Source organism: Chryseobacterium mulctrae, from assembly GCF_006175945.1.
Lineage (GTDB): Bacteria > Bacteroidota > Bacteroidia > Flavobacteriales > Weeksellaceae > Chryseobacterium > Chryseobacterium mulctrae.
This window is the reverse complement of the sequence record NZ_VAJL01000001.1, coordinates 2,174,070-2,194,253: the sequence shown is the minus strand read 5'-3', so window position 1 is coordinate 2,194,253 and position 20,184 is coordinate 2,174,070. Positions and strand designations below refer to the sequence as shown.

General features: G+C 34.6%; 18 protein-coding genes and 1 pseudogene. 10 read left to right on the top strand and 9 right to left on the bottom strand.

Annotated features, from left to right (window positions below):
• The 4 genes from FDY99_RS09920 to pepT form a co-directional block, all read right to left on the bottom strand.
• Nucleotides 1-738 carry a LytR/AlgR family response regulator transcription factor gene (locus FDY99_RS09920; RefSeq protein ID WP_139421154.1) on the bottom strand — a complete coding sequence of 246 codons (738 nt, stop codon included), beginning with the start codon at nucleotides 736-738 and terminating at the stop codon, nucleotides 1-3.
• The gene (locus FDY99_RS09915) at nucleotides 725-1,789 is read right to left on the bottom strand and encodes a sensor histidine kinase (RefSeq protein WP_139421152.1); all 1,065 of its coding nucleotides are present in this window, start codon (nucleotides 1,787-1,789) and stop codon (nucleotides 725-727) included. The genes FDY99_RS09920 and FDY99_RS09915 overlap by 14 nt, the downstream gene beginning before the upstream one ends.
• A gap of 78 nt (nucleotides 1,790-1,867) precedes the next feature.
• Nucleotides 1,868-2,464, bottom strand: a complete 597-nt coding sequence (locus FDY99_RS09910) for a porin family protein (protein ID WP_139421150.1) — start codon at nucleotides 2,462-2,464, stop codon at nucleotides 1,868-1,870.
• Between the two features lie 164 nt (nucleotides 2,465-2,628).
• Complete coding sequence (gene pepT / locus FDY99_RS09905) at nucleotides 2,629-3,876, bottom strand: peptidase T (RefSeq protein ID WP_139421148.1); 1,248 nt, start codon at nucleotides 3,874-3,876, stop codon at nucleotides 2,629-2,631.
• Nucleotides 3,877-4,062: 186 nt separating this feature from the next.
• On the opposite strand from pepT, the gene FDY99_RS09900 reads away from it, so the two are divergent.
• From FDY99_RS09900 to FDY99_RS09890, 3 genes are all read left to right on the top strand, one after another.
• The gene (locus FDY99_RS09900) at nucleotides 4,063-4,911 is read left to right on the top strand and encodes a hydroxymethylglutaryl-CoA lyase (protein WP_139421146.1); all 849 of its coding nucleotides are present in this window, start codon (nucleotides 4,063-4,065) and stop codon (nucleotides 4,909-4,911) included.
• A gap of 37 nt (nucleotides 4,912-4,948) precedes the next feature.
• Entirely contained in the window at nucleotides 4,949-5,350 is a 402-nt protein-coding gene (locus FDY99_RS09895; protein WP_139421144.1) for an OsmC family protein, read from the top strand.
• Between the two features lie 389 nt (nucleotides 5,351-5,739).
• Complete coding sequence (locus tag FDY99_RS09890) at nucleotides 5,740-6,576, top strand: sulfurtransferase (RefSeq protein ID WP_139421142.1); 837 nt, start codon at nucleotides 5,740-5,742, stop codon at nucleotides 6,574-6,576.
• A gap of 161 nt (nucleotides 6,577-6,737) precedes the next feature.
• On the opposite strand, the gene FDY99_RS09885 is transcribed toward FDY99_RS09890, so the two are convergent.
• The 3 genes from FDY99_RS09885 to FDY99_RS09875 form a co-directional block, all read right to left on the bottom strand.
• On the bottom strand, nucleotides 6,738-7,064 hold the full coding sequence (locus tag FDY99_RS09885) for an SUF system Fe-S cluster assembly protein (protein WP_066677091.1): 327 nt from the start codon (nucleotides 7,062-7,064) through the stop codon (nucleotides 6,738-6,740).
• A 36-nt stretch (nucleotides 7,065-7,100) separates the two neighbouring features.
• A complete protein-coding gene (locus FDY99_RS09880) occupies nucleotides 7,101-7,802 on the bottom strand; it encodes a 3'-5' exonuclease (RefSeq protein ID WP_139421140.1) in 702 nt (233 codons plus the stop codon).
• Between the two features lie 99 nt (nucleotides 7,803-7,901).
• Entirely contained in the window at nucleotides 7,902-8,249 is a 348-nt protein-coding gene (locus FDY99_RS09875) for a tRNA-binding protein (RefSeq protein WP_139421138.1), read from the bottom strand.
• 230 nt (nucleotides 8,250-8,479) lie between these two features.
• Between FDY99_RS09875 and FDY99_RS09870 the strand changes: the two genes are divergently transcribed.
• From FDY99_RS09870 to FDY99_RS09855, 4 genes are all read left to right on the top strand, one after another.
• Nucleotides 8,480-8,764 (top strand): hypothetical protein, encoded by a 285-nt coding sequence (locus FDY99_RS09870; protein WP_139421136.1) that lies wholly within the window; start codon nucleotides 8,480-8,482, stop codon nucleotides 8,762-8,764.
• Between the two features lie 231 nt (nucleotides 8,765-8,995).
• On the top strand, nucleotides 8,996-9,817 hold the full coding sequence (locus FDY99_RS09865; RefSeq protein ID WP_139421134.1) for a DUF3347 domain-containing protein: 822 nt from the start codon (nucleotides 8,996-8,998) through the stop codon (nucleotides 9,815-9,817).
• 89 nt (nucleotides 9,818-9,906) lie between these two features.
• Nucleotides 9,907-12,141 (top strand): multicopper oxidase domain-containing protein, encoded by a 2,235-nt coding sequence (locus tag FDY99_RS09860; protein ID WP_394344549.1) that lies wholly within the window; start codon nucleotides 9,907-9,909, stop codon nucleotides 12,139-12,141.
• A gap of 150 nt (nucleotides 12,142-12,291) precedes the next feature.
• Nucleotides 12,292-13,827 (top strand): YifB family Mg chelatase-like AAA ATPase, encoded by a 1,536-nt coding sequence (locus tag FDY99_RS09855; protein WP_139421130.1) that lies wholly within the window; start codon nucleotides 12,292-12,294, stop codon nucleotides 13,825-13,827.
• 98 nt (nucleotides 13,828-13,925) lie between these two features.
• Here the strand turns inward: FDY99_RS09855 and FDY99_RS09850 are convergent, their stop codons facing one another.
• On the bottom strand, nucleotides 13,926-15,143 hold the full coding sequence (locus tag FDY99_RS09850) for a spondin domain-containing protein (RefSeq protein ID WP_185148724.1): 1,218 nt from the start codon (nucleotides 15,141-15,143) through the stop codon (nucleotides 13,926-13,928).
• A gap of 229 nt (nucleotides 15,144-15,372) precedes the next feature.
• Nucleotides 15,373-17,571 (bottom strand): S46 family peptidase, encoded by a 2,199-nt coding sequence (locus FDY99_RS09845; RefSeq protein WP_139421128.1) that lies wholly within the window; start codon nucleotides 17,569-17,571, stop codon nucleotides 15,373-15,375.
• An 86-nt stretch (nucleotides 17,572-17,657) separates the two neighbouring features.
• On the opposite strand from FDY99_RS09845, the gene FDY99_RS09840 reads away from it, so the two are divergent.
• The 3 genes and pseudogenes from FDY99_RS09840 to FDY99_RS09830 all read left to right on the top strand — a co-directional run bounded on the left by FDY99_RS09840 (nucleotide 17,658) and on the right by FDY99_RS09830 (nucleotide 20,179).
• Entirely contained in the window at nucleotides 17,658-18,092 is a 435-nt protein-coding gene (locus FDY99_RS09840) for an META domain-containing protein (protein WP_228448766.1), read from the top strand.
• A gap of 220 nt (nucleotides 18,093-18,312) precedes the next feature.
• Nucleotides 18,313-19,544: pseudogene (gene hflX / locus FDY99_RS09835) on the top strand (GTPase HflX).
• Nucleotides 19,544-20,179, top strand: coding sequence for a DUF4919 domain-containing protein (locus FDY99_RS09830; RefSeq protein ID WP_139421126.1), 636 nt, complete (start codon nucleotides 19,544-19,546; stop codon nucleotides 20,177-20,179). The pseudogene hflX and the gene FDY99_RS09830 overlap by 1 nt, the downstream one beginning before the upstream one ends.
• Nucleotides 20,180-20,184 lie beyond the last annotated feature (5 nt).

The following is a 20,184-nucleotide window of genomic DNA, read 5'->3' as shown; positions in this document are numbered from 1 at the left end:
CTATTTACTAATGAGCTTCTTATATACAACCTGATTAAGTAATTCTTCTTTTCGGGTTCTGGATATAGGAAGCTCAATTTTATTAATAAACAAACGTCCTCCTGAGATCATATCGATATGAGTAATATTGATTAAAAATGATTTATGAATCCTGAAAAAGTGTTCAACAGGAAGCGATTCTTCAATAGCTTTCATCGTTTGATGAATGACAAGTGATTTATCTTTAAAATGAAGCTTCGTATAATTCTGCATACTTTCAATAAATAAAATGTCTACCCACGAAACTTTGATAAAAGAATCAGACTGTCGCACATACAAAAAAGGATCATCAAAAGGTGTATTCCTTTTTATTTTTTCAGATATGATGAATTGTTGTTGTGCTTTATTAACCGCCTGATAAAAACGATTAAAAGCAATCGGTTTCAACAGATAATCAACTACCTGAAGCCTGTATCCTTCCAAAGCATATTCTGAATAAGCGGTTGTAAGAATGCATAACGGTGGATTTTCCAATTGCTCCAAAAACTCTAGCCCTGTTAAATAAGGCATATTAATATCCAGAAAAAGAAGATCGATTTGTTTTTCCTGCACTTTAGAATTGGCTTCCAAGGCAGTTGCACAAGTATCTACAACCTCTAAAAAATCAATTTGATCGGACATTTCTTTCAGATGAAATCTCGCTAATGGCTCATCATCTATAATTAAACATTTCATTTTGGGAAGATTATTGTTCGTCATTTTCTTGGGATAATTTTAAAGTTAAAGAAACCTTGTAGATATCATTATCAGATTCGGTTTTTAATGTGTGTGAATCCGGATATTGAAGATTTAGCCGTTTTTTTACATTTTGAAGGCCAATTCCATGTGCGCCGTCTTTCTTTTTGTAAGTAGTGATGTTAGAATAAGAATTTTCAACATAAAAGAAAAGTGTGTTGTCCTTTTCTTTACATGAAATGATGATGTAACCTTTATGCCCGGGCAGACGACAAACATATTTAAAAGCATTTTCTATAAACGGAACGAGCAAAAGAGGAGCAATGAAAGCTTTTTTATTATTGATATCCCAGGTGGCTTTTACGTCCAGTTCATTTCCCCATCTCAATTTTTCAACTTCCACCAGATCTTGGAGATATTGAATTTCCTGGCTGACCATAACCTGATTTTTATTGCAGTGGTACAGTTGATAACGTAGAATATCTGAGAATTTTAACAACAGAAAAGAAGCAAGTTCTGTATTTGTTTTCATTAAAATATGAATGTGATTTAAAACATTAAACATCACATGCGGATTGATCTGATCCTGTAAAAGTTTAAGCTGACTTTCCAAATGTGCCTGTTGTAATAAAATATGATCCCGTTCTATTTTTCCGTGTTCCAAATAAAACCTTATTCCACAAGCAGTTCCGATTATAAGTAGCGATGCAGGAATTGATAAATAAAAACCTTTCCATAAAACAGCCAAATGCCCCGAGAAACTTGGCGGAAGAGGTGTTTGAGCATCAATATTGATATAAGCAAAAACAAACGAGAATATAAAACTCAATAAAATAATTACAATTCCGGCTTCTACTAAAAATTGATTCATCTTTTTGGAAATCAGCGCTTTTGGAAGGAGTTTGTCGGTTAAGAAATGTGCAAAAATAAAAGAACTTATCAGAATAATTGAAGTCTGAAGAAAGGCATTATACATTCCGGCGTCAACCTGAATCTGCATCCAGATCGCCATCCCGAAAACAAGCCAGAAAATGATAATTAATATATGTTTTTTTAAGACTAAAGGTTTTGTCATAGATTGAGTAAAGTAGATTTATAAAAAATTAGAAACCGCAAAACTGCAGTTTCTAATACGTAAAGATAATTTAAGTTTTTAGAACAGGAAATATCCGATTCCCAGTGAAAAGCTATGAGGTTTAGACTTAAATTCCTTGCTGATGCTGGATAATCCTGTCTCATAACGAAGGTCAACAGTGAAGTTTTTGTAATCCATTCCAACACCTCCTGTGATCCCGACATTGAATTTATCAAATTTTTTGAATCCTTCCTGAAGAGCTTTTGTTGCAGATAAATTATCATTAAAAGCATAACTGTAAACACCACCCGCAAATGCCCTGATATTGAAATCTTTGTTGTTGACAATTTTGTAACCAACGACGATAGGTACATCAATGGAATTCCAAGTTAATTTTGAAGAACTCCCGTCTTTCATTCCGTACGATGTTTTTGTTCTGTTGAACAAGATCTCTCCCTGTACATATAAACGGTTAAAATCTGCCCTCGTCATCACTCCGGCTTGATATCCCAAGCCATATTTTCCATCGAGCCCTGAAGATTCAGTAGATGTTTTTGTAAAATTAGTTCCTCCTTTGATCCCGATGTGAAAGGTAGATGTTTGTTGAGCATTGGCTTCGACCGAACAAGTAATGCATACAAATAATGAGCTTAATGCTAAAAAACGTTGTTTCATAAGATGTTATTAAAAAATCTAATGCAAAACAACAACGGTGGGCGATGATTTGAAATTTTATTTGATGAATGGTAAGCATGATTTGACGAGAAGTATGTTCTATTTGAAAAAAGAATCCCCGCTACGAATGCAACGGGGATTTAATCTAATTTTAAATTATTTATTTATGCTTTCACAATATTAATAATAACTTCAGTCGCCTTTTCCATACTTTCCAAAGCAACATACTCATAAGGTCCATGGAAGTTGATTCCGCCCGCAAAAATATTCGGACAAGGCAATCCCATATAAGATAATTGTGCTCCGTCTGTTCCACCTCTAATTGCTTTTATTTTAGGCTCAATTCCAGCTTCCTTCATTGCTTTTGCAGCAAGGTCAACGATGTGCATTTTGCCTTCAAACTGTTGCTTCATGTTGCGGTATTGTTCTTTAATCTCCACTTCAGCCGTTTTTTCGCCATGTTTTTGATTAAATTCTGCCACTTTTTCTTCCATGAATTTTTTTCTAGCCTCAAATTTCTCTTCGTTGTGATCACGAATAATGTATTGAAGTTTACATTCTGAAACATCAGAAGTTACATCCATCAAATGATAAAACCCGTCAAAACCTTTTGTCGTTGAAGGTGTTTCGTTTGCTGGAAGAGACTGAATAAATTCAGCTGCCAAAAGACTTGCGTTTACCATTTTTCCGAAAGCATAACCAGGGTGTACGCTCAATCCGTGGATTTTTACAACCGCTCCGGCTGCATTGAAATTTTCGTATTCCAGTTCTCCAACTTCTCCGCCATCCATTGTATAAGCGAATTCAGCTCCGAATTTTGCCACATCAAATTTATGCGCTCCTCTTCCGATTTCTTCATCTGGTGTAAACCCTACAGCAATTCTTCCATGCTTAATTTCTGGATGAGCGATTAGATATTCTGCTGCTGTTACGATTTCAGCGCAACCAGCCTTATCATCAGCTCCTAAAAGTGTATTTCCGTCAGTTGTAATTACAGTCTGACCGATATATTTTTTTAAACTTTCAAATTTTGAAGGAGATAAAGTGAAGTTTGTTTCTTTATTCAGAATCAAATCTTCTCCCTGATAATTTTCCCAAACCTGAGGTTTTACGTTTTCTCCATTGAAATCCGGTGAAGTATCATAATGAGAAATAAATCCTATGGTTGGCTGATTATCGTTTTCCAAATTAGAAGGAACATAACCCATAATATACCCGTGTGCGTCAATAGAAACATCTTCCAGACCAATTGTTTTCAGTTCTTTAGTGATGTAATTGGCGATGTCCCATTGTCTTTCGGTTGAAGGGGTGGTTTCGCTTTCAGCATCACTTGTTGAATATATTTTTACATAGTTGAGAAAACGGTTCAGTAATTTTTCTCTCCACATCGAGTTGAATTCTATTGTACTCATTTTGATATTATAAATTTTAACAAAGTTAGCAAATTTGAGGCTCAGAACAGGTTATTTGTTATTGAATGTATGATATTGAAATTTTAAATCGGAAATAAATTATTGATAATCAATTTAATATTAGCTTTGTTGGAAGCAAGAACTAAATAGTTTAGTTTTATTATATTTGAGAAAATCAAAAGTAAAATGTTTCTTACAGAATGCCCTAGAGATGCGATGCAGGGTTGGGATGAGTTTATCCCGACCGATAAAAAAATAGATTACATTAATTCACTGATGGAAGTAGGTTTTGATGTGCTTGATTGCCTGAGTTTTGTCTCTCCGAAAGCAATTCCGCAAATGGCAGATTCTGCTGAGGTTGCCGAGAATATCGATAAATCTTTGTCTAATACCAAAGTTTCTGCAATTATTGCAAATTATAGAGGTGCTGAAAAAGCTTTGAAGCATCAGTCTGTAGATGTTTTGGGTTTTCCGTTTTCTATTTCTGAAACTTTTCAGCACAGAAATACCAATAAAAATCAGGAGGAAGCTTTTGATGATATTGTAAAGATGGTCGAACTCACAAAAACTGAAGGCAAAGAGCTGAATATTTACTTTTCAATGGCATTTGGAAACCCGTATGGTGAAATGTGGAAATGGGAAGACGTAGATTTTTGGGCGAAAAGATTTTCCGAAATCGGAATTAAAAATATCCTTCTTTCAGACACAACTGGAGTAGCAACGCCGGAAACTATTGCTTTATTATTCGAAAAAATTCCGTCAAAATATCCTGAAATAGATTTCGGAGCACATTTTCATAACCGTTACGAAGATTCTTATTCTAAACTAAAAGCAGCTTATGATAAAGGTTGCCGAAGATATGATTCTGCCATCAAAGGAATTGGCGGTTGTCCGATGGCAAAAGATGATTTGGTAGGAAATATGCCAACAGAACAAGTAATCAATTTTATGAGTGTTGAAAAAGCGGAACATAAATTGAATTTATTAAATTTCGAAAGTTCTTATAACAGAGCGAAAGATATTTTTCATTTTTGAGAGAGAGATCGTCTCTTTTATTTTTTAAATAAATAATATGACATCAAAAATAACATACATAGGAGGTTTAAGGTGTTCAGCGGAACATTTACAATCTGGAACCATCATAGAAAGTGATGCGCCAACAGACAATCACGGAAAAGGTGAAAAATTTTCGCCAACCGATTTGTGTGCAACTTCTTTGGCAGAATGCGCACTGACAACCATTGCGATTTTGGGTAAAAACAAAAATATAAATATTGACGGAGCTTACTGTACGCTTCAGAAAATTATGAAAACCGAGCCAAGAAGAATTGGTGAGATTGTTTGTAATTTTGTTTTTTCAAATCAATATTCTGATGAAGAAAAAGCTTTTATTGAGGAAACCGCTCATAATTGTCCGGTTGCAAAAAGCCTTCATCCGGAACTTGTACAGACAATGATTTTTATTTATCAATAAACAAAACCGCAGAAATTTCTGCGGTTTTTTATTTTTAGCTTTAATAGATTTTTGCAGATTGGAAACCTAAATTGAACTGAGTTTGGAATAAGAAATTGAGCGAGATTTTTTATGACGCAAAGATTTTAAGTATTAAGCTATTATCTTAAGGAGCAAAGAATGGCGACAAAGTCGCTGATGAAGCTTGAATAAAACGAGAGCTTCATAAAATCAATTTATTGATTCATCTTTGCTCTTTAAAATAAGATTTGCAAAAATCAATCTTTGCATTAAATGCATAACAACTTCACAATAAGTGGTTTATTTTTACTGCTTAAGCTAGATTTACGTAAATTAATCTGCGTAATCAGCAAAATCTGCGAGAAAAATTTAAATTAAAATAAACATCCATGCTTCCTATAATTTCACCAAAACAATTAAAAGAACTTTCTGCTGAAAAACTTATTATTCTTGATGTACGAACCGGAAAAGACAGTTATCAAAACTATCTGAATCAACACCTCAAAAATGCAAGATTCGTAGATTTAGAAAAAGATTTAGCTGAAACGAATGAAAATGCAGCTTTTGGAGGAAGGCATCCTTTGCCCGACATTCAAAAGTTTGCCAAAATCGTTTCCCGCTTAGGAATTTCAGAAGATTCTAATATCATTATTTATGATGATAAAAACGGAGCAAATGCTGCAGCTAGAACTTGGTGGATGTTGAGATCTTTTGGACTGAAAAATGTTCAGGTTTTAGATGGCGGAATTCAGGCGGTCGAAAAAGAAGATCTTGAGTTTTCATCGGAAGAAGAAGTTTTTGAGAAATCTGAAATCATTACAAAAAAACATTGGCTTCTGCTTGTTTCAAGTCTGGAAGATGTTGAAAATGAATTAACAAACGAGTCTTCAACTATAATTGATGTAAGAGACGCTTATCGTTATAAAGGTGAGTCTGAACCAATCGATTTAGTTGCAGGTCATATTCCGGGAGCGATCAATATTCCTTTTTCTGAAAATTTAGATGAAAACGGAAACTTTTTAAAACCTGAAATTTTAAAAGAAAAATATCAAAAATTATTAGAAAATAAACCTGAAAAATTAATCATTCATTGTGGTTCAGGAGTTACTGCTTGTCACACAATTTTGGCGCTTGCTTATGCCGGATTTGAAATTCCAAATTTATACGTTGGTTCGTGGAGTGAATGGAGTAGAAGAGAAGGGAAAGAGATAGTAAAAGAAATCTAAATAATTATATTGTGCTTTTGTCATTCCGTAGGGATCTAAACTATTATAAATTAAAACTTTGTCGAGATTCCTACGGAATGACAAACAGACATTAAAGATAAAATTTGTCAAAAATAAAAAGCTGCAAAAAAATTGACAGCTTCTATTTATTTAAATGAATTCTAAAGCATTCCAAGTTCAAATTTAGCTTCCTCGCTCATCATATCTTTGTTCCAGCTTGGCTCAAAAGTAAGTTCAAGTTCAACTTCATTTACGTTTTCCACTGTTTTTACTTTATCTTTTACTTCCTGTGGTAAAGTTTCTGCAACCGGACAGTTAGGAGTCGTTAAAGTCATAATAATTTTTACATCGGCTTCATCGGAAATCTGTACATCGTAAATCAACCCCAATTCATAAATATCCACCGGAATTTCCGGGTCATAAACGGTTTTTAATATTCTTATAATTTCTTCTCCTATATCGGCAATCTGATCGTCTGTAAATTTCATTTTATCGTTTTAACTACCGTTTAAGCGGCATTTTATTTAATCTAAATTGATATTTCTTTTTAATAAATCTTCCTGACGCATCCGTCTGAAAATATTGGCCAAAGTTAAGACATCTTTTTCACAATAGTCAACTATTCGTTGCAAGTCTTTTTCTATGTAGTAGATTGATGAAACCATTGATCCGTCGATGTCGTCTTTCGGCGTAGGAATTCCGAAAACATGAGCTAATAATTCTAATGAAACATAGCTTTTATAATCTCCGAATTTCCACAGTTCCATGGTGTCGATATGCGGAATTTCCCAAGGTTTCTTTCCAAACATTTGGAATGGAGTAGGAGGCATCATTCCATTGATGAGAAATCGTCTTGCAATCCACGGGAAATCAAATTCTTTTCCGTTGTGAGCGCAGAGAATCACATCACGCAGTCTTGGGCTGTTAAAAAGTTCACCAAATTCAGTCAACATTTTTTTTTCATCATCATCTGCAAAGCTTTTGATTCTTAAGGTGTCATTTTTCTCAAGCATTCCAATTGTAATGCAGATAATTTTTCCAAACTCTGCCATAATTCCGGCTCTGTCGTAAAAATCTTCTGCAGAAATCTCATCTTTTCTTTGATACCTTGTTTTTTTATCCCAAAGTTTTTGTTCGCTTTCAGAAAGATCATTCCAAGAGCCTGAGTTTGGAACGGTTTCAATATCAAGGAATAAGACTTTTTCTAATGGAATGTTTTGTATCATATATGTGTTTGATTAATTATTTTTAAAAACTAAATTTTATTATCATATTCAAACCTAATGGGTCTCAAAAAACCTTTAGTTTTACATTTTTTAAGAAATTTATCCGACCTGCAATCCGTTTTTTGCTGGAAGAGACGGTGAAAGAAGGGTTACATCTTTTGCATCTTCACCATAAACTCCTAAAACAAGACATTCGCTGAAAAAATTGGCAATCTGCTTTTTGGGAAAATTAACGACGGCTAAAATTTGTTTTCCAACCAAATCTTCTTTGTTGTAAAGCGTGGTGATTTGTGCCGCAGATTTTCTGGTACCTAAATCTCCAAAATCGATCTCGAGTTGATAAGAAGGGTTTCTTGCTTTTTCAAAATCATTCACGGAAATAATGGTACCGCATCGAATGTCTAATTTCTCAAAATCTGCCCAGGATATTTCAGGTTTTATTACCATAATAGAGTACTTTTTTCTTTTTCTTAAATCCTTAAAAGAAGGTCATTCACAAATATAAATAAATTTTGCTTGAAGAAATAGGGTGATCAGAGTGATTAAAAAAATGTTAAAAATTTTATTTTAAAATAAAAAAATATTAATTTAGCAAGAAGATGCATCGAAGTGTTTACATATTGTTTTTCGTTTGTTTGGGATTTTTATTAATGCCCACTCAAACTTATGCATGTAATATGACTAATGCTTCAACGCAGAAAGCAAAAACACACGTTTCTGCATCAAAAAAAGAGGATTGCAAAGATGCATGTTCGCATGAGCAAAGCAAAAAAGATTATTGCGGAAATGATTGCAATAATGCTTTGTGTAAATGCCCCACGAATAGCAACACATCTTTTTTTTATTCTAATAATTTCTCTTTTGGTAAAGCAAAAGTTGATGTAGCTCCCTCTTTCTTAAATTACGAAACTAATATTTCCAAAGGATTCTATTCCATTTGGTTGATCCCTAAAATAGGATAATCCCTTTATTGTATAGCCATAACTATGCGCTTTTGAAAACGTCTCTGTTTTCAACTTTATCAATTATTTAAATTTAATTCTTCTACGCAATAGATTAGTAATACGTATTGTAATGTGGTGTTTTGTTTTTAACCAAACTTAGTTGTTTCAAAAACGAAATATTGGGTCACTTTGGCGACGCTACATTATTTAATCAACATTACTTCTCATTGTTTTAATAAAAAAAATATTATGAAATCAATATCAAAAATAATGGCAGTTATGATGCTTTTAGTATCACTATTATATACTGCCCAGATTAAAAACGCAAAAACCGAAACAGTAAAAATCTCAGGAAATTGCGATATGTGCAAATCAAAGATTGAGAAATCTGGAAATGTGAAAAATGTAGCCAGGGTAAATTGGGATGAAGCTTCTAACATGGCAACTCTTACTTATGATGCATCAAAAACAAACCAACAGGAAATTTTAAAAAGAATTGCCAATGCTGGATACGACAGCGAATCTTTTTATGCTCCGGATGATGTGTATGCTAAACTTCCGTCTTGTTGTCAATATAAAAGAAATAAGACAACAACAATGGACGGACACGGACATGATCATTCTTCAATGACTCAGGAAAGTAAACCGGTTGGTTCGCTTTTGCAAAGTTTTCAGAATTCTTATTTTTCATTAAAAAATGCTCTTGTACAATCAGATGCTAAAACTGCTTCTGCAAATGCAAAAGAATTAACAGATGCAATCACTGCTGTAAAAATGAATGAACTGTCAACAGAAGAGCATAATGTGTGGATGAAAGTAATTAAAAGCTTAAATAATGACGCTTCAGCAATTGCTAAAACGCAAGACATAAAGAAACAAAGGGAAGCCTTCAAAGCGCTATCTAAAAACATGTATGATTTGCTAAAAACTTCAAAGCTTTCCACACCTGTTTATTACCAATATTGCCCGATGCAGGATGCCAATTGGTTGAGTACGGAAAGCACAATCAAAAACCCATATTACGGATCTCAAATGCTTACCTGCGGAAGTATTGTTGAAACTTTAAAATAAAGAGTAATATGCTAAAAACTAAATATATAGTTATCGGGATTTTATTTTCTTTTTTCTTTGTAAAAGCACAGAAGTATTCTGCGCATAATATTCAGAATGCTCAGAACAAAAAAGTACTTCCTTTTCCTGAAAAAAAGTTAACCGATGGTAAAACAGTAACATATCATCTGTATGTAAAAGATACATTGGTGAATTTTACAGGAAAAGTGAAAAGGGTGATTGCTGTTAATGGGCAAATTCCGATGCCTACGCTTACATTTACAGAAGGCGATACTGCGGAGATTATCGTGCATAACCTTGTGGACGAAGAAACTTCTTTGCATTGGCATGGATTAATGTTGCCCAATAAAGAAGACGGCGTTCCTATGCTTACTCAAATGGGAATTAAGCCACATTCGACGTATACTTATAAATTTCCCATCATTCAGCACGGAACACATTGGTATCATTCTCATTCAGGATTACAGGAGCAGATAGGAATGTACGGATCGATGATTTTGAAAAAAAGAGATGATGATCCTACTTTCAGAAATGGAATTGATGATATTCCTGCAATTCCGTTGATTTTAAGTGAATGGACAGATTTGAATCCTAATAACATTCACAGAATGCTTCACAACGCCAATGATTGGTTTGCAATAAAGAAAAACAGCACGCAAAGTTATTGGGAAGCTATAAAAGAAGGGCATTTCGGAACTAAAGTAACCAACGAATGGAAACGCATGCTTGCAATGGATGTAAGTGATATTTATTACGATAAATTTTTAATTAATGGAAGCTTTGAACAGCAGTTATCTCAGTTTAAATCAGGAGATAGGGTGAGGTTTCGTATTTCCAATGGAGGTGCTTCGTCCTATTTCTGGATCAATTATGCAGGCGGAAAGATAGAGGTTGTGGCAAACGATGGTAATGATGTAGAACCGGTAATGGTCGACCGACTCATTATAGGTGTTTCGGAAACGTATGATATTGTGGTGACAATTCCTGAGAAAAATACTTCTTACGAGCTTTTGGTAACTCCGGAAGACAGAACAAAATCGGTTTCAATTTATGTTGGAGAAGGCATCAAGCAACTTCATGCTCCGCTCCCTAAGCTTAAATATTTTGAAGGAATGAAAATGATGAACGATATGATGAAGATGAATGGCGATATGAAAGATATGGGAATGGCAATGAGTCTTCAAAAAATGGATATGAATGCGGTGATGTATCCTGAAATTACTGGTGAGAAAGGAAAAGATCCTCAAAAAATGGAAATGAATAAATACGCAAAAATGAACCATTCTTCACACGGTGCAGGAAATACTGATATTGTAACCTTAAATTATAATATGCTAAAGTCTCCTTATGATACTTCTTTGCCGAAAAAAGATTCTATAAAAAATATCACGCTTACTCTTACAGGGAATATGAACCGTTATGTATGGAGTCTGGATAATAAGGTGCTTTCCGAAGTTGATAAAATACAGATTAAAAAAGGGGAAATATTAAGAATAAAATTGATCAATAACTCTATGATGAGGCACCCGATGCACTTACATGGTTTTGATTTCCGTGTTCTTAACGAAAACGGGGCTCAAGCTCCATTGAAAAATGTATTGGATATCATGCCAATGGAAACAGATATTATAGAATTTGCAGCCAATACCGAAGGAGACTGGTTTTTCCATTGTCATATCTTATATCATATGATGGCAGGAATGAACAGAGTTTTTGCGGTAGGAGATTATAAAAATCCTGAACTTTCGGATAAAGAAAAAGCTTATAAAATGCTGCAGAACGAAAGTAACGAGTGGCATCTTATGGCAGAAAACGACTTTGCGACCAACGGTAACGACGGACAGTCAATGTTGCAAAATGCAAGATGGAGCATTGGTACAGAATGGAGATTAGGATACAACAACATGCACGGTTATGAAACAGAAACACACATTGGTAGATATATAGGTAAAATGCAGTGGTTAATGCCTTTTATTGGTTTTGACTGGAGGTATAGAGATTCACATGGTTCTGGTGAATTAGAAAAAAATCTTTTTGGACAGAAAAATAAAAAAGACCAAAGAGCAACACTTAGTGTGGGTGTATTGTATACTTTGCCAATGCTGATCGATTTTCAGGCAGAGGTTTTCACAGACGGAATTGTAAGGTTGCAATTAAGAAGAGAAGATATTCCTCTTACTCGAAGATTTCGGGGCGCTTTTTATGTAAATACGGATAAAGAATATATGTTGGGTCTAAAATATATCGTTACCCGAAATGCATCCTTATCAACCCACTACGACAGCGATATGGGGTTTGGAGCCGGAATAACACTGGTATATTAAATATTTTTCATCAAATTCTAAAACAATTTTTAAGATAATAATTCGGGGCAATTTTCTTGTCTCGAATTATTTTTTATAAAAAATGAAAAAATAAATGCTGTTAATCACACACTTATGAGAAAAAATAATTATTTTTACAAAAAACACACAATGCTGATTAAAATATATGGAAGTTCCATTTTCGGCGTTTCCGCACAAACTATAACTATTGAAGTCAATATTGATACAGGTGGAGTCGGTTATCATTTGGTAGGCCTTCCCGATAATGCTATCAAAGAAAGCAGTTACAGAATTTCTGCTGCACTCAAAAATTGTGGTTATAAAATTCCCGGTAAAAAAGTTACGATTAATATGGCGCCCGCAGATTTGCGAAAAGAAGGTGCTGCGTACGATTTGAGTATCGCAATCGGAATTCTGATTGCATCAGACCAGATTCTTGGTGAAAATGTACAAGATTATATCATTATGGGCGAGCTTTCACTTGACGGAGGTTTGCAACCGATAAAAGGAGTGCTTCCAATTGCCATTCAGGCTCGTGAAGAAGGATTTAAAGGAATTATTTTACCGAAACAAAATACCAGAGAAGCAGCCATTGTCAATAATCTTGATGTATATGGTGTAGAAAATATCAAAGAAGTCATCGATTTTTTTAATGAAGGAAAGCCTCTTGAGAAAGTGGTTTTAGATACAAGAAAAGAATTTCAGGAGAAGATCAATAATTTTCCTTTTGATTTTTCTGAAGTGAAAGGTCAGGAAACTGCTAAAAGAGCTATGGAAGTTGCCGCAGCAGGAGGTCATAATATTATTCTTATTGGTCCACCCGGAAGCGGAAAAACAATGTTGGCAAAAAGAGTTCCTAGTATTTTGCCACCACTTACTTTAAAGGAGGCTTTAGAAACAACCAAAATACATTCTGTGGCCGGAAAAATGGGAACGGAAACCTCTTTAATGACCGTTCGTCCATTTCGATCACCTCATCACACGATTTCAGATGTTGCACTCGTTGGTGGCGGAAGTTATCCGCAACCCGGAGAAATTTCTTTGGCTCATAATGGCGTTTTATTTTTAGACGAAATGCCGGAGTTTAAAAGAACGGTTTTAGAAGTAATGCGACAACCATTAGAAGATCGGGAGGTCACAATTTCCAGAGCAAGATTTACAGTAAATTACCCTTCAAGTTTTATGTTGGTGGCTTCGATGAATCCTAGTCCCAGTGGATATTTCCCTGATGATCCTCAAAATACTTCTTCTGTTTTAGAAATGCAGCGGTATATGAATAAACTTTCGGGACCACTTTTAGATAGAATTGATATTCATGTTGAGGTGCAGAAGGTTGAATTTGAACAGTTGGCAGAAAAAAGAAAAGGCGAAAAAAGTGAAGACATCAGAAAGCGGGTTTTAGTTGCTCGCGAAATACAAAATGAGAGATACAAAGATTTGCCAATCAGCTATAACGCTCAAATTGGTTCAAAAGAATTAGAACAGTTTTGTGGGTTAGATGACGCATCTTTTAACCTTATTAAAATGGCAATGGAAAAACTGAATCTTTCAGCAAGAGCCTACGATAGGATTCTTAAAGTGGCCAGAACGATTGCTGATCTCGAAGAGTCTGAAAATATTTTGTCTCATCATGTTTCTGAAGCAATACAATACAGAAGTCTCGATCGGGAGTTTTGGAATGTGTAAAATAAAGTTTTAATAAAATAAAAAGCACCCCTGAATTATTACTCAGAGATGCTCATTGAAATCATTTGTTGTTTTTATTAAACCCAGATCGAGATTAATTAGTTTACGGTCACTTTTAAGACATTTTGTACTGCAGGTATAGGATATTGTGTTCCGACTTTTGAAATAACAATGCTTTCCGCTTGAGGAGTTCCTCCAAATAAAGCCTGGCGATTTCCTGCCCCTGGATATTGATTAACACCCGTTCCCGAATCAAACAAAGCTGTTTTTGAAGTTAAATCTCCCTTGGTATTTGCATCAATACTTTGTTCATTGGCATAAAACCAGTCATTAGAAAAACCAAACATCGTTACATAGGCTATTTTATCTCCTGTTGTATAAGAAAAATTGGTCATCATTTTGCTTCCCGGCGCTACAGGAGCACTTCCTGCGATATAAACTCCTTTTACATTAGACATAGATTTTAAGCTGTTTTGAAGTTTCATGACATTTCCAGTCTGAGAAACTTCTTTTAAACCATTACCAGAATCCAACTGTCCTAATTGATAAATGGGATTTTGGTTGCCGCTGTAAACTACAACCAAGGCTGGAGAAAGACCAGTCATTATTTCTGTATTTGCATTAAGTTTCATCACCATTTTAGTGATATCTCCCATTTGCGCTATATCTGTAATTTCAGGATTTGATAATGCATTGGGTGTGAAAAACGGTGCCGAATTAAGCAATTGCGAACCATTGTAGTTTGAAACCGCCCAAACTCCTGGAGATAAAGGTGTCGCATTAGCTGTTCCTCCAGAAGTATTTGTTATCATTAAAGTAAATTCAGATTTCATAATGTCATAACTAAGATTTAGCTTGACCAATTGAGAGGCAGTCACACCTGGAACCTGAGCGATAGGATTGCTCTGAGCTGTTCCTGTTGTGTTGTCTTTTGTTCCGTTGTCCCACAATAAAACTTCTGAAGAAACATCACCTGTAATGGCATTTCCGTTAGCATCAAATAATTTTATTCCCGGTTGCTTCGAAGCAAAGAACCAATCTTTTGAAGCTCCATACATGGTTGCAAACATTAAAGACTGTGCTTTTCCTGCGCTGAATTTAACAGATACAGATTCTCCGGGCATAATAACAGGAGTATTGGTTCCCTGAAAGCTGCCACTCTCTACAAAATCTTTTGGAGCGACAATATTTTCAAACGTAATTGTTTTTTCCATAGAGCTTTCCATCATCATATCGTCATCATCACAAGATGAAAGTCCGAAAATTGTCATAAACCCAAGGCTAAGTGTTGCTAGTTTTAAAATGTTTTTTTTCATAAAAGTATTTTTTATAGTTATAATTATAGTCGGAGTTATTTAAAAATCCTAACAAAAAAAATATCTTTTTATTAAAATTAAATATCTAAAGTGTTGATTTTTAGCGGTTAAAATTTTGAATATTTTGTGAAATTATATTTTTATGAAAAACTATTCGTTTTAAATGAATAAAAAGCAACAAAAAAACCGTGAAATAAATTCCACGGTTTTAAAAATATTTTTGAGAAAATTATTTTTTCTTTTTTACAGGAGCTGCAATTTTGATTTTAGATTTACCAGTATCAGCAGGAGTATTTTCGTCTCTTACTAATTTTAGTTCGTCTACAATTCTTCTTGCACCAGCATATTTGTCGATTGTCCAAAGAACAAAACGGATGTCCACACTGATTGTTTTCTGCCATTCGTTTTCAAAAACAATATCTCCGCTTAATGCTTCGCTATTTCCATCGAAAGCGATACCGATAAGGTTACCGTCTCCGTCAATTACCGGAGAACCAGAGTTTCCACCTGTAATATCATTGTTTGAAAGGAAGTTTACAGGAAGGTAACCTGCTTTGTCTGCATATTGACCGTAATCTTTAGCATTTTGAAGCGCAATTACTCTTTGTGGAAGATCAAATTCTTCGTCACCTGCTTTGTATTTACCTACTAAACCTTCCATTGTAGTGTAATAGTTATCAGTCACTCCAAAGTAGTTTCTATCGTCTCTTACAGGTAAAGTATCAATTTGTCCGTAAGTAAGTCTCATAGTAGAGTTTGCATCCGGATAGAATTTTTTCTCAGGCATTGCTTTCATTAAACCAGCTAAGAAAAGACGGTTGTTTTTAGCAAAGCTGTCATCCAACAATACGTATTTATCGTTTGATGTTTTTTGATCTGCAATAATTCCTCTTGCTATTTTCAAAAGAGGATCTGCATCCAATTTCAAACGATCAGGATTCATAATATAATTCGTCACAGAAGTTTTGTTAGCAAATAGAGACGAAAATGCAAGATTAGATAAGTTTTTAGCATCCAAAGCCATAAGCGTTGGAGAAGCTACATCAGATTTTACTCTCGTTTGGTAAAGAGTTACCAAAGAGTTCAACATTTCTCCTTCAAGATTGGTGTTGATGTTATCATATGCATCTTTTACAGCAGTTTCTAATTTAGCTTTCATTGCCAATCTTCCTGCCATATCTTGTTTTGCATAAGCGTCTAATGCAGGAGCTAGGCTGTTTGCAAGAGCGATATACTTAGCATTTCTCATAAATAGAGAAGCGTAATTTCTTTCTACGTTTCTGTCTGAAACTTGAGAATAATAATTTTGAATTCTGTCTAAAACATCATCATACATTTCATTTCCTGTTTGCATCGCCCAGTCGTTGAATTTTTTCTCAAGCTCTCTTTTGTCAGTAATTGTACCGTTTTTTTCAACAGCATCAATTGTTCCCTGTCTGTTTTTCCAGTAGTTGGCAACAGAAGCATATTGAGAAGCATATCCTAATTGAGTAGTCTTGTCTTTATCCATGTACTTCTTCATAATGTCCATCGCCATTTTAGAAGTCTCTACCCAAGCCGGATAATCTTTAGTAACCATTTGCTCAATTCCGAAAGAAGTTAAGTAACGGTTTGTTCTTCCAGGATATCCTAAAATCATTGAAAAATCTCCTGGCTTAATTCCTTTTAGAGAAACAGGTAAGAAATGTTTAGGTTTTAATGGAACATTGGTAGGCTTAAATTCTGCCGGATTCCCTGCAGCATCAGCATACACTCTGAATACTGTAAAATCTCCTGTATGTCTTGGCCATTCCCAGTTATCAGTATCTCCACCAAATTTACCAATTGATGATGGCGGTGCACCTACCAATCTAATGTCTTTATAGTCTTGATAAACAAAGTAATAAAATTCGTTTCCGTTGAAGAAATCTCTTACAACAACAGTATATTTTCCATTTTCAGAATTTTCTGTCTGAATTGCTTTTGTTTCAGCATCAATTACAGCTTTTCTCTGAGCTGCAGACATTTCGTTGTTTAGTTTAGAATTGATTCTCTGTGTAGCATCATCCATTCTTACCAAGAATCTTACATAAAGATCTTTAGAATTGAATTCTTCTTTTTCGTTTTTTGCCCAGAAACCATTCTTTAGGTAATCTTTTTCAGGAGTCGAAGCCGCAGCAACAGCACCATAACCACAGTGGTGATTGGTAAAAATCAAACCTTTGTCTGAAACAATTTCTCCTGTACAAAAACCGCCAAAGCTTACGATAGCATCTTTTAAGCTAGAATTGTTTACAGAATAAATCTCTTCCGGAGTCAAACGAAGACCCTCTTTTTGCATGTCTACACCATTAAGTCTTTTGACAAGCATCAATAGCCACATTCCTTCGTCTGCCCTCATTTGAGCAAAGCCTAATAAGAAAGTGAATAGTAAAAATATTCTTTTCATTTTATAAAATAATTTTTGTGGGGCTAAATTACTAATTTTTACGATAATTTGTCAGCAATTGGTATGAAAATGGGAGGGAGGATGATATGAAAAACATTTTATCATTTCTTTTTGCCTTTTTTATTCTAAATTTAGTTGTAAACTGTTCTGCTGTAAAGTTGAATAATCAGCACTACCAAAGAGAATGGATGATGGTTTCGTTTGATGGTTTCACCAAAGAACAGCTTGTGAAAAATAAAGCAGAAATCAACCTTACCGAACCTGTCAAAGATGGGAAAATAAGAGGAACTGCCATGATGGGCTGCAACGGAATGTTTTTTACCTTAGAATTTAAATCTAAAAGCAAAGTAAAAATTTCCGGATTGGGAAGTACATTGATGGCTTGTCAGGATATGGAAATCGAAGATAAGTTTACAAAAGTTTTTGAAAAAATGATCCATTATGAAATTAATGGTCATTTTCTTACCCTTTATGATGATAAAGGGACTCAGATGAAATTTGTTGCAGCAGACTGGGATTAATTTTCTTTTTTGTTCAAACAAATTTGTATAATCAAACTTGGATTTAAAACATAAATTTCCAAAATCAGAAATGAAGAAGCTCTTGTGAAAGGTGAATAACTATTTATTATACAGAGAAATAATGCAAAATTTCATCGGAAAATCCTGTTTTTAAAGACTTGAGTTGCATTTATAAATTAAAAATGTTATCTTGTAAATCTCATAAATTATAAAGAATTTAATGCTAGAAAAGAAACAACATAATTACGAAAGGGCAATTTTGGTGGGCGTTGTCACTCAAAATCAGGATGAAGATAAGTTGCAGGAATATATGGACGAGCTGGAGTTTTTGGCCTTCACAGCAGGCGCTACGGTAGACAGACGTTTTACTCAGAAATTAACCCAGCCCGATTCTAAAACTTTTGTAGGAAGCGGAAAAGCACAGGAAATAAAAGGATATGTAAAAGAAAACGAGATAGGAACCATTATTTTTGATGATGAATTATCTCCGTCTCAGCTTAAAAATCTTGAAAAAGAAATTGAAGTAAAAATTCTAGACAGAACCAATCTTATTCTTGATATTTTCGCACAAAGAGCACAGACTTCTTACGCAAGAACTCAGGTTGAATTGGCACAATACCAATATTTGCTGCCTAGATTAAGCAAGATGTGGTCTCACTTAGATAAGCAAAAAGGGGGATAGGAATGCGTGGTCCTGGTGAAACAGAGATTGAAACCGATAGAAGGATTATTCGTGACAGAATATCTTTGCTGAAAGACAAACTGAAAGTCATTGACAAACAAATGGCGACGCAACGTAACAATCGTGGAAAAGTCGTTCGTGCCGCTTTGGTAGGATATACCAACGTAGGAAAATCAACATTGATGAATGCTATTTCTAAATCTGATGTCTTTGCTGAAAATAAACTTTTTGCAACGCTAGATACAACGGTAAGAAAAGTGGTTATCGGAAATTTACCTTTTCTTTTAACAGATACCGTAGGTTTCATCAGAAAATTGCCGACACAATTGGTAGAATCTTTCAAGTCTACTTTGGATGAGGTGCGTGAAGCGGATCTTCTGATTCATGTGGTGGATATTTCGCACGAAAGCTTTGAGGATCATATCGAATCTGTGAATCAGATTTTAATGGAAATCAACGCGCATCAAAAACCGATGATTATGGTTTTCAACAAGATTGATGATTTCAGCTACGAGAAAAAAGACGAAGACGATCTTACGCCTAGCTCAAGCAAAAACGTTTCTCTTGAAGAATGGAAAAAAACATGGATGGCAAAATCTAAACATCCTGCAGTTTTCATTTCTGCTCTTACGAAAGAAAATTTCCCTGAAATGAAAAGGTTGGTGTACGACGAGGTGATGAAAATTCATATTTCAAGATTTCCTTACAACGATTTTCTTTTCGAATATTTCGATAATGACGAAGACGAAGCCTCAGAAAAAGAAGATTAATGAATTTCAGAATCGTATTCTTTCTACTTATTCTTCCGTTTTTTGGTTTGAGCCAAAAGACAAAGTTCGATTTGAAAAGCATCGAAAAAAATCTCACCAATCCCAAATCTGTTTACAATTACGACAGACTTATTTTTAAATATAAGGGTCTTCCAAAATCTATAGACAGTACAGAAGCAGAACATTTGTACTACGGAAGAAATTTCAGAAAAGATCTGGTTTCCCAATCGGGAGACGATTTCAAAGAGTTAGCAGATGCTTTCAAAAGCAATAATTTTATAGAATGCATCAGGCTTGGTAAAGTACTTTACGCAAAAGATCCTACCAACCTTGATGTGATTCTTATCTTACTTCGTGCCTATGATCAGACAAAAGACATAGGGAACTTTTCGCATCACATCGCACAATTGCGACTTCTTACTGATGCGATCAAAAATTCGGGAGACGGTAAATCAGAAAAAACTGCATACAAAGTAAACAACGTGGGAGATGAGTATATTTTCCTCAATGTGATGAATGTAGGGCAAGGTTATACCAGAGCTTCTAAAACCCTGAAAGACGGCATTGTAGATGTTTGGGAAAAAGAAGACATCAAAATTTATATCAAAGTACTTTATTTAGACTTCAATTTTTAAAAAAC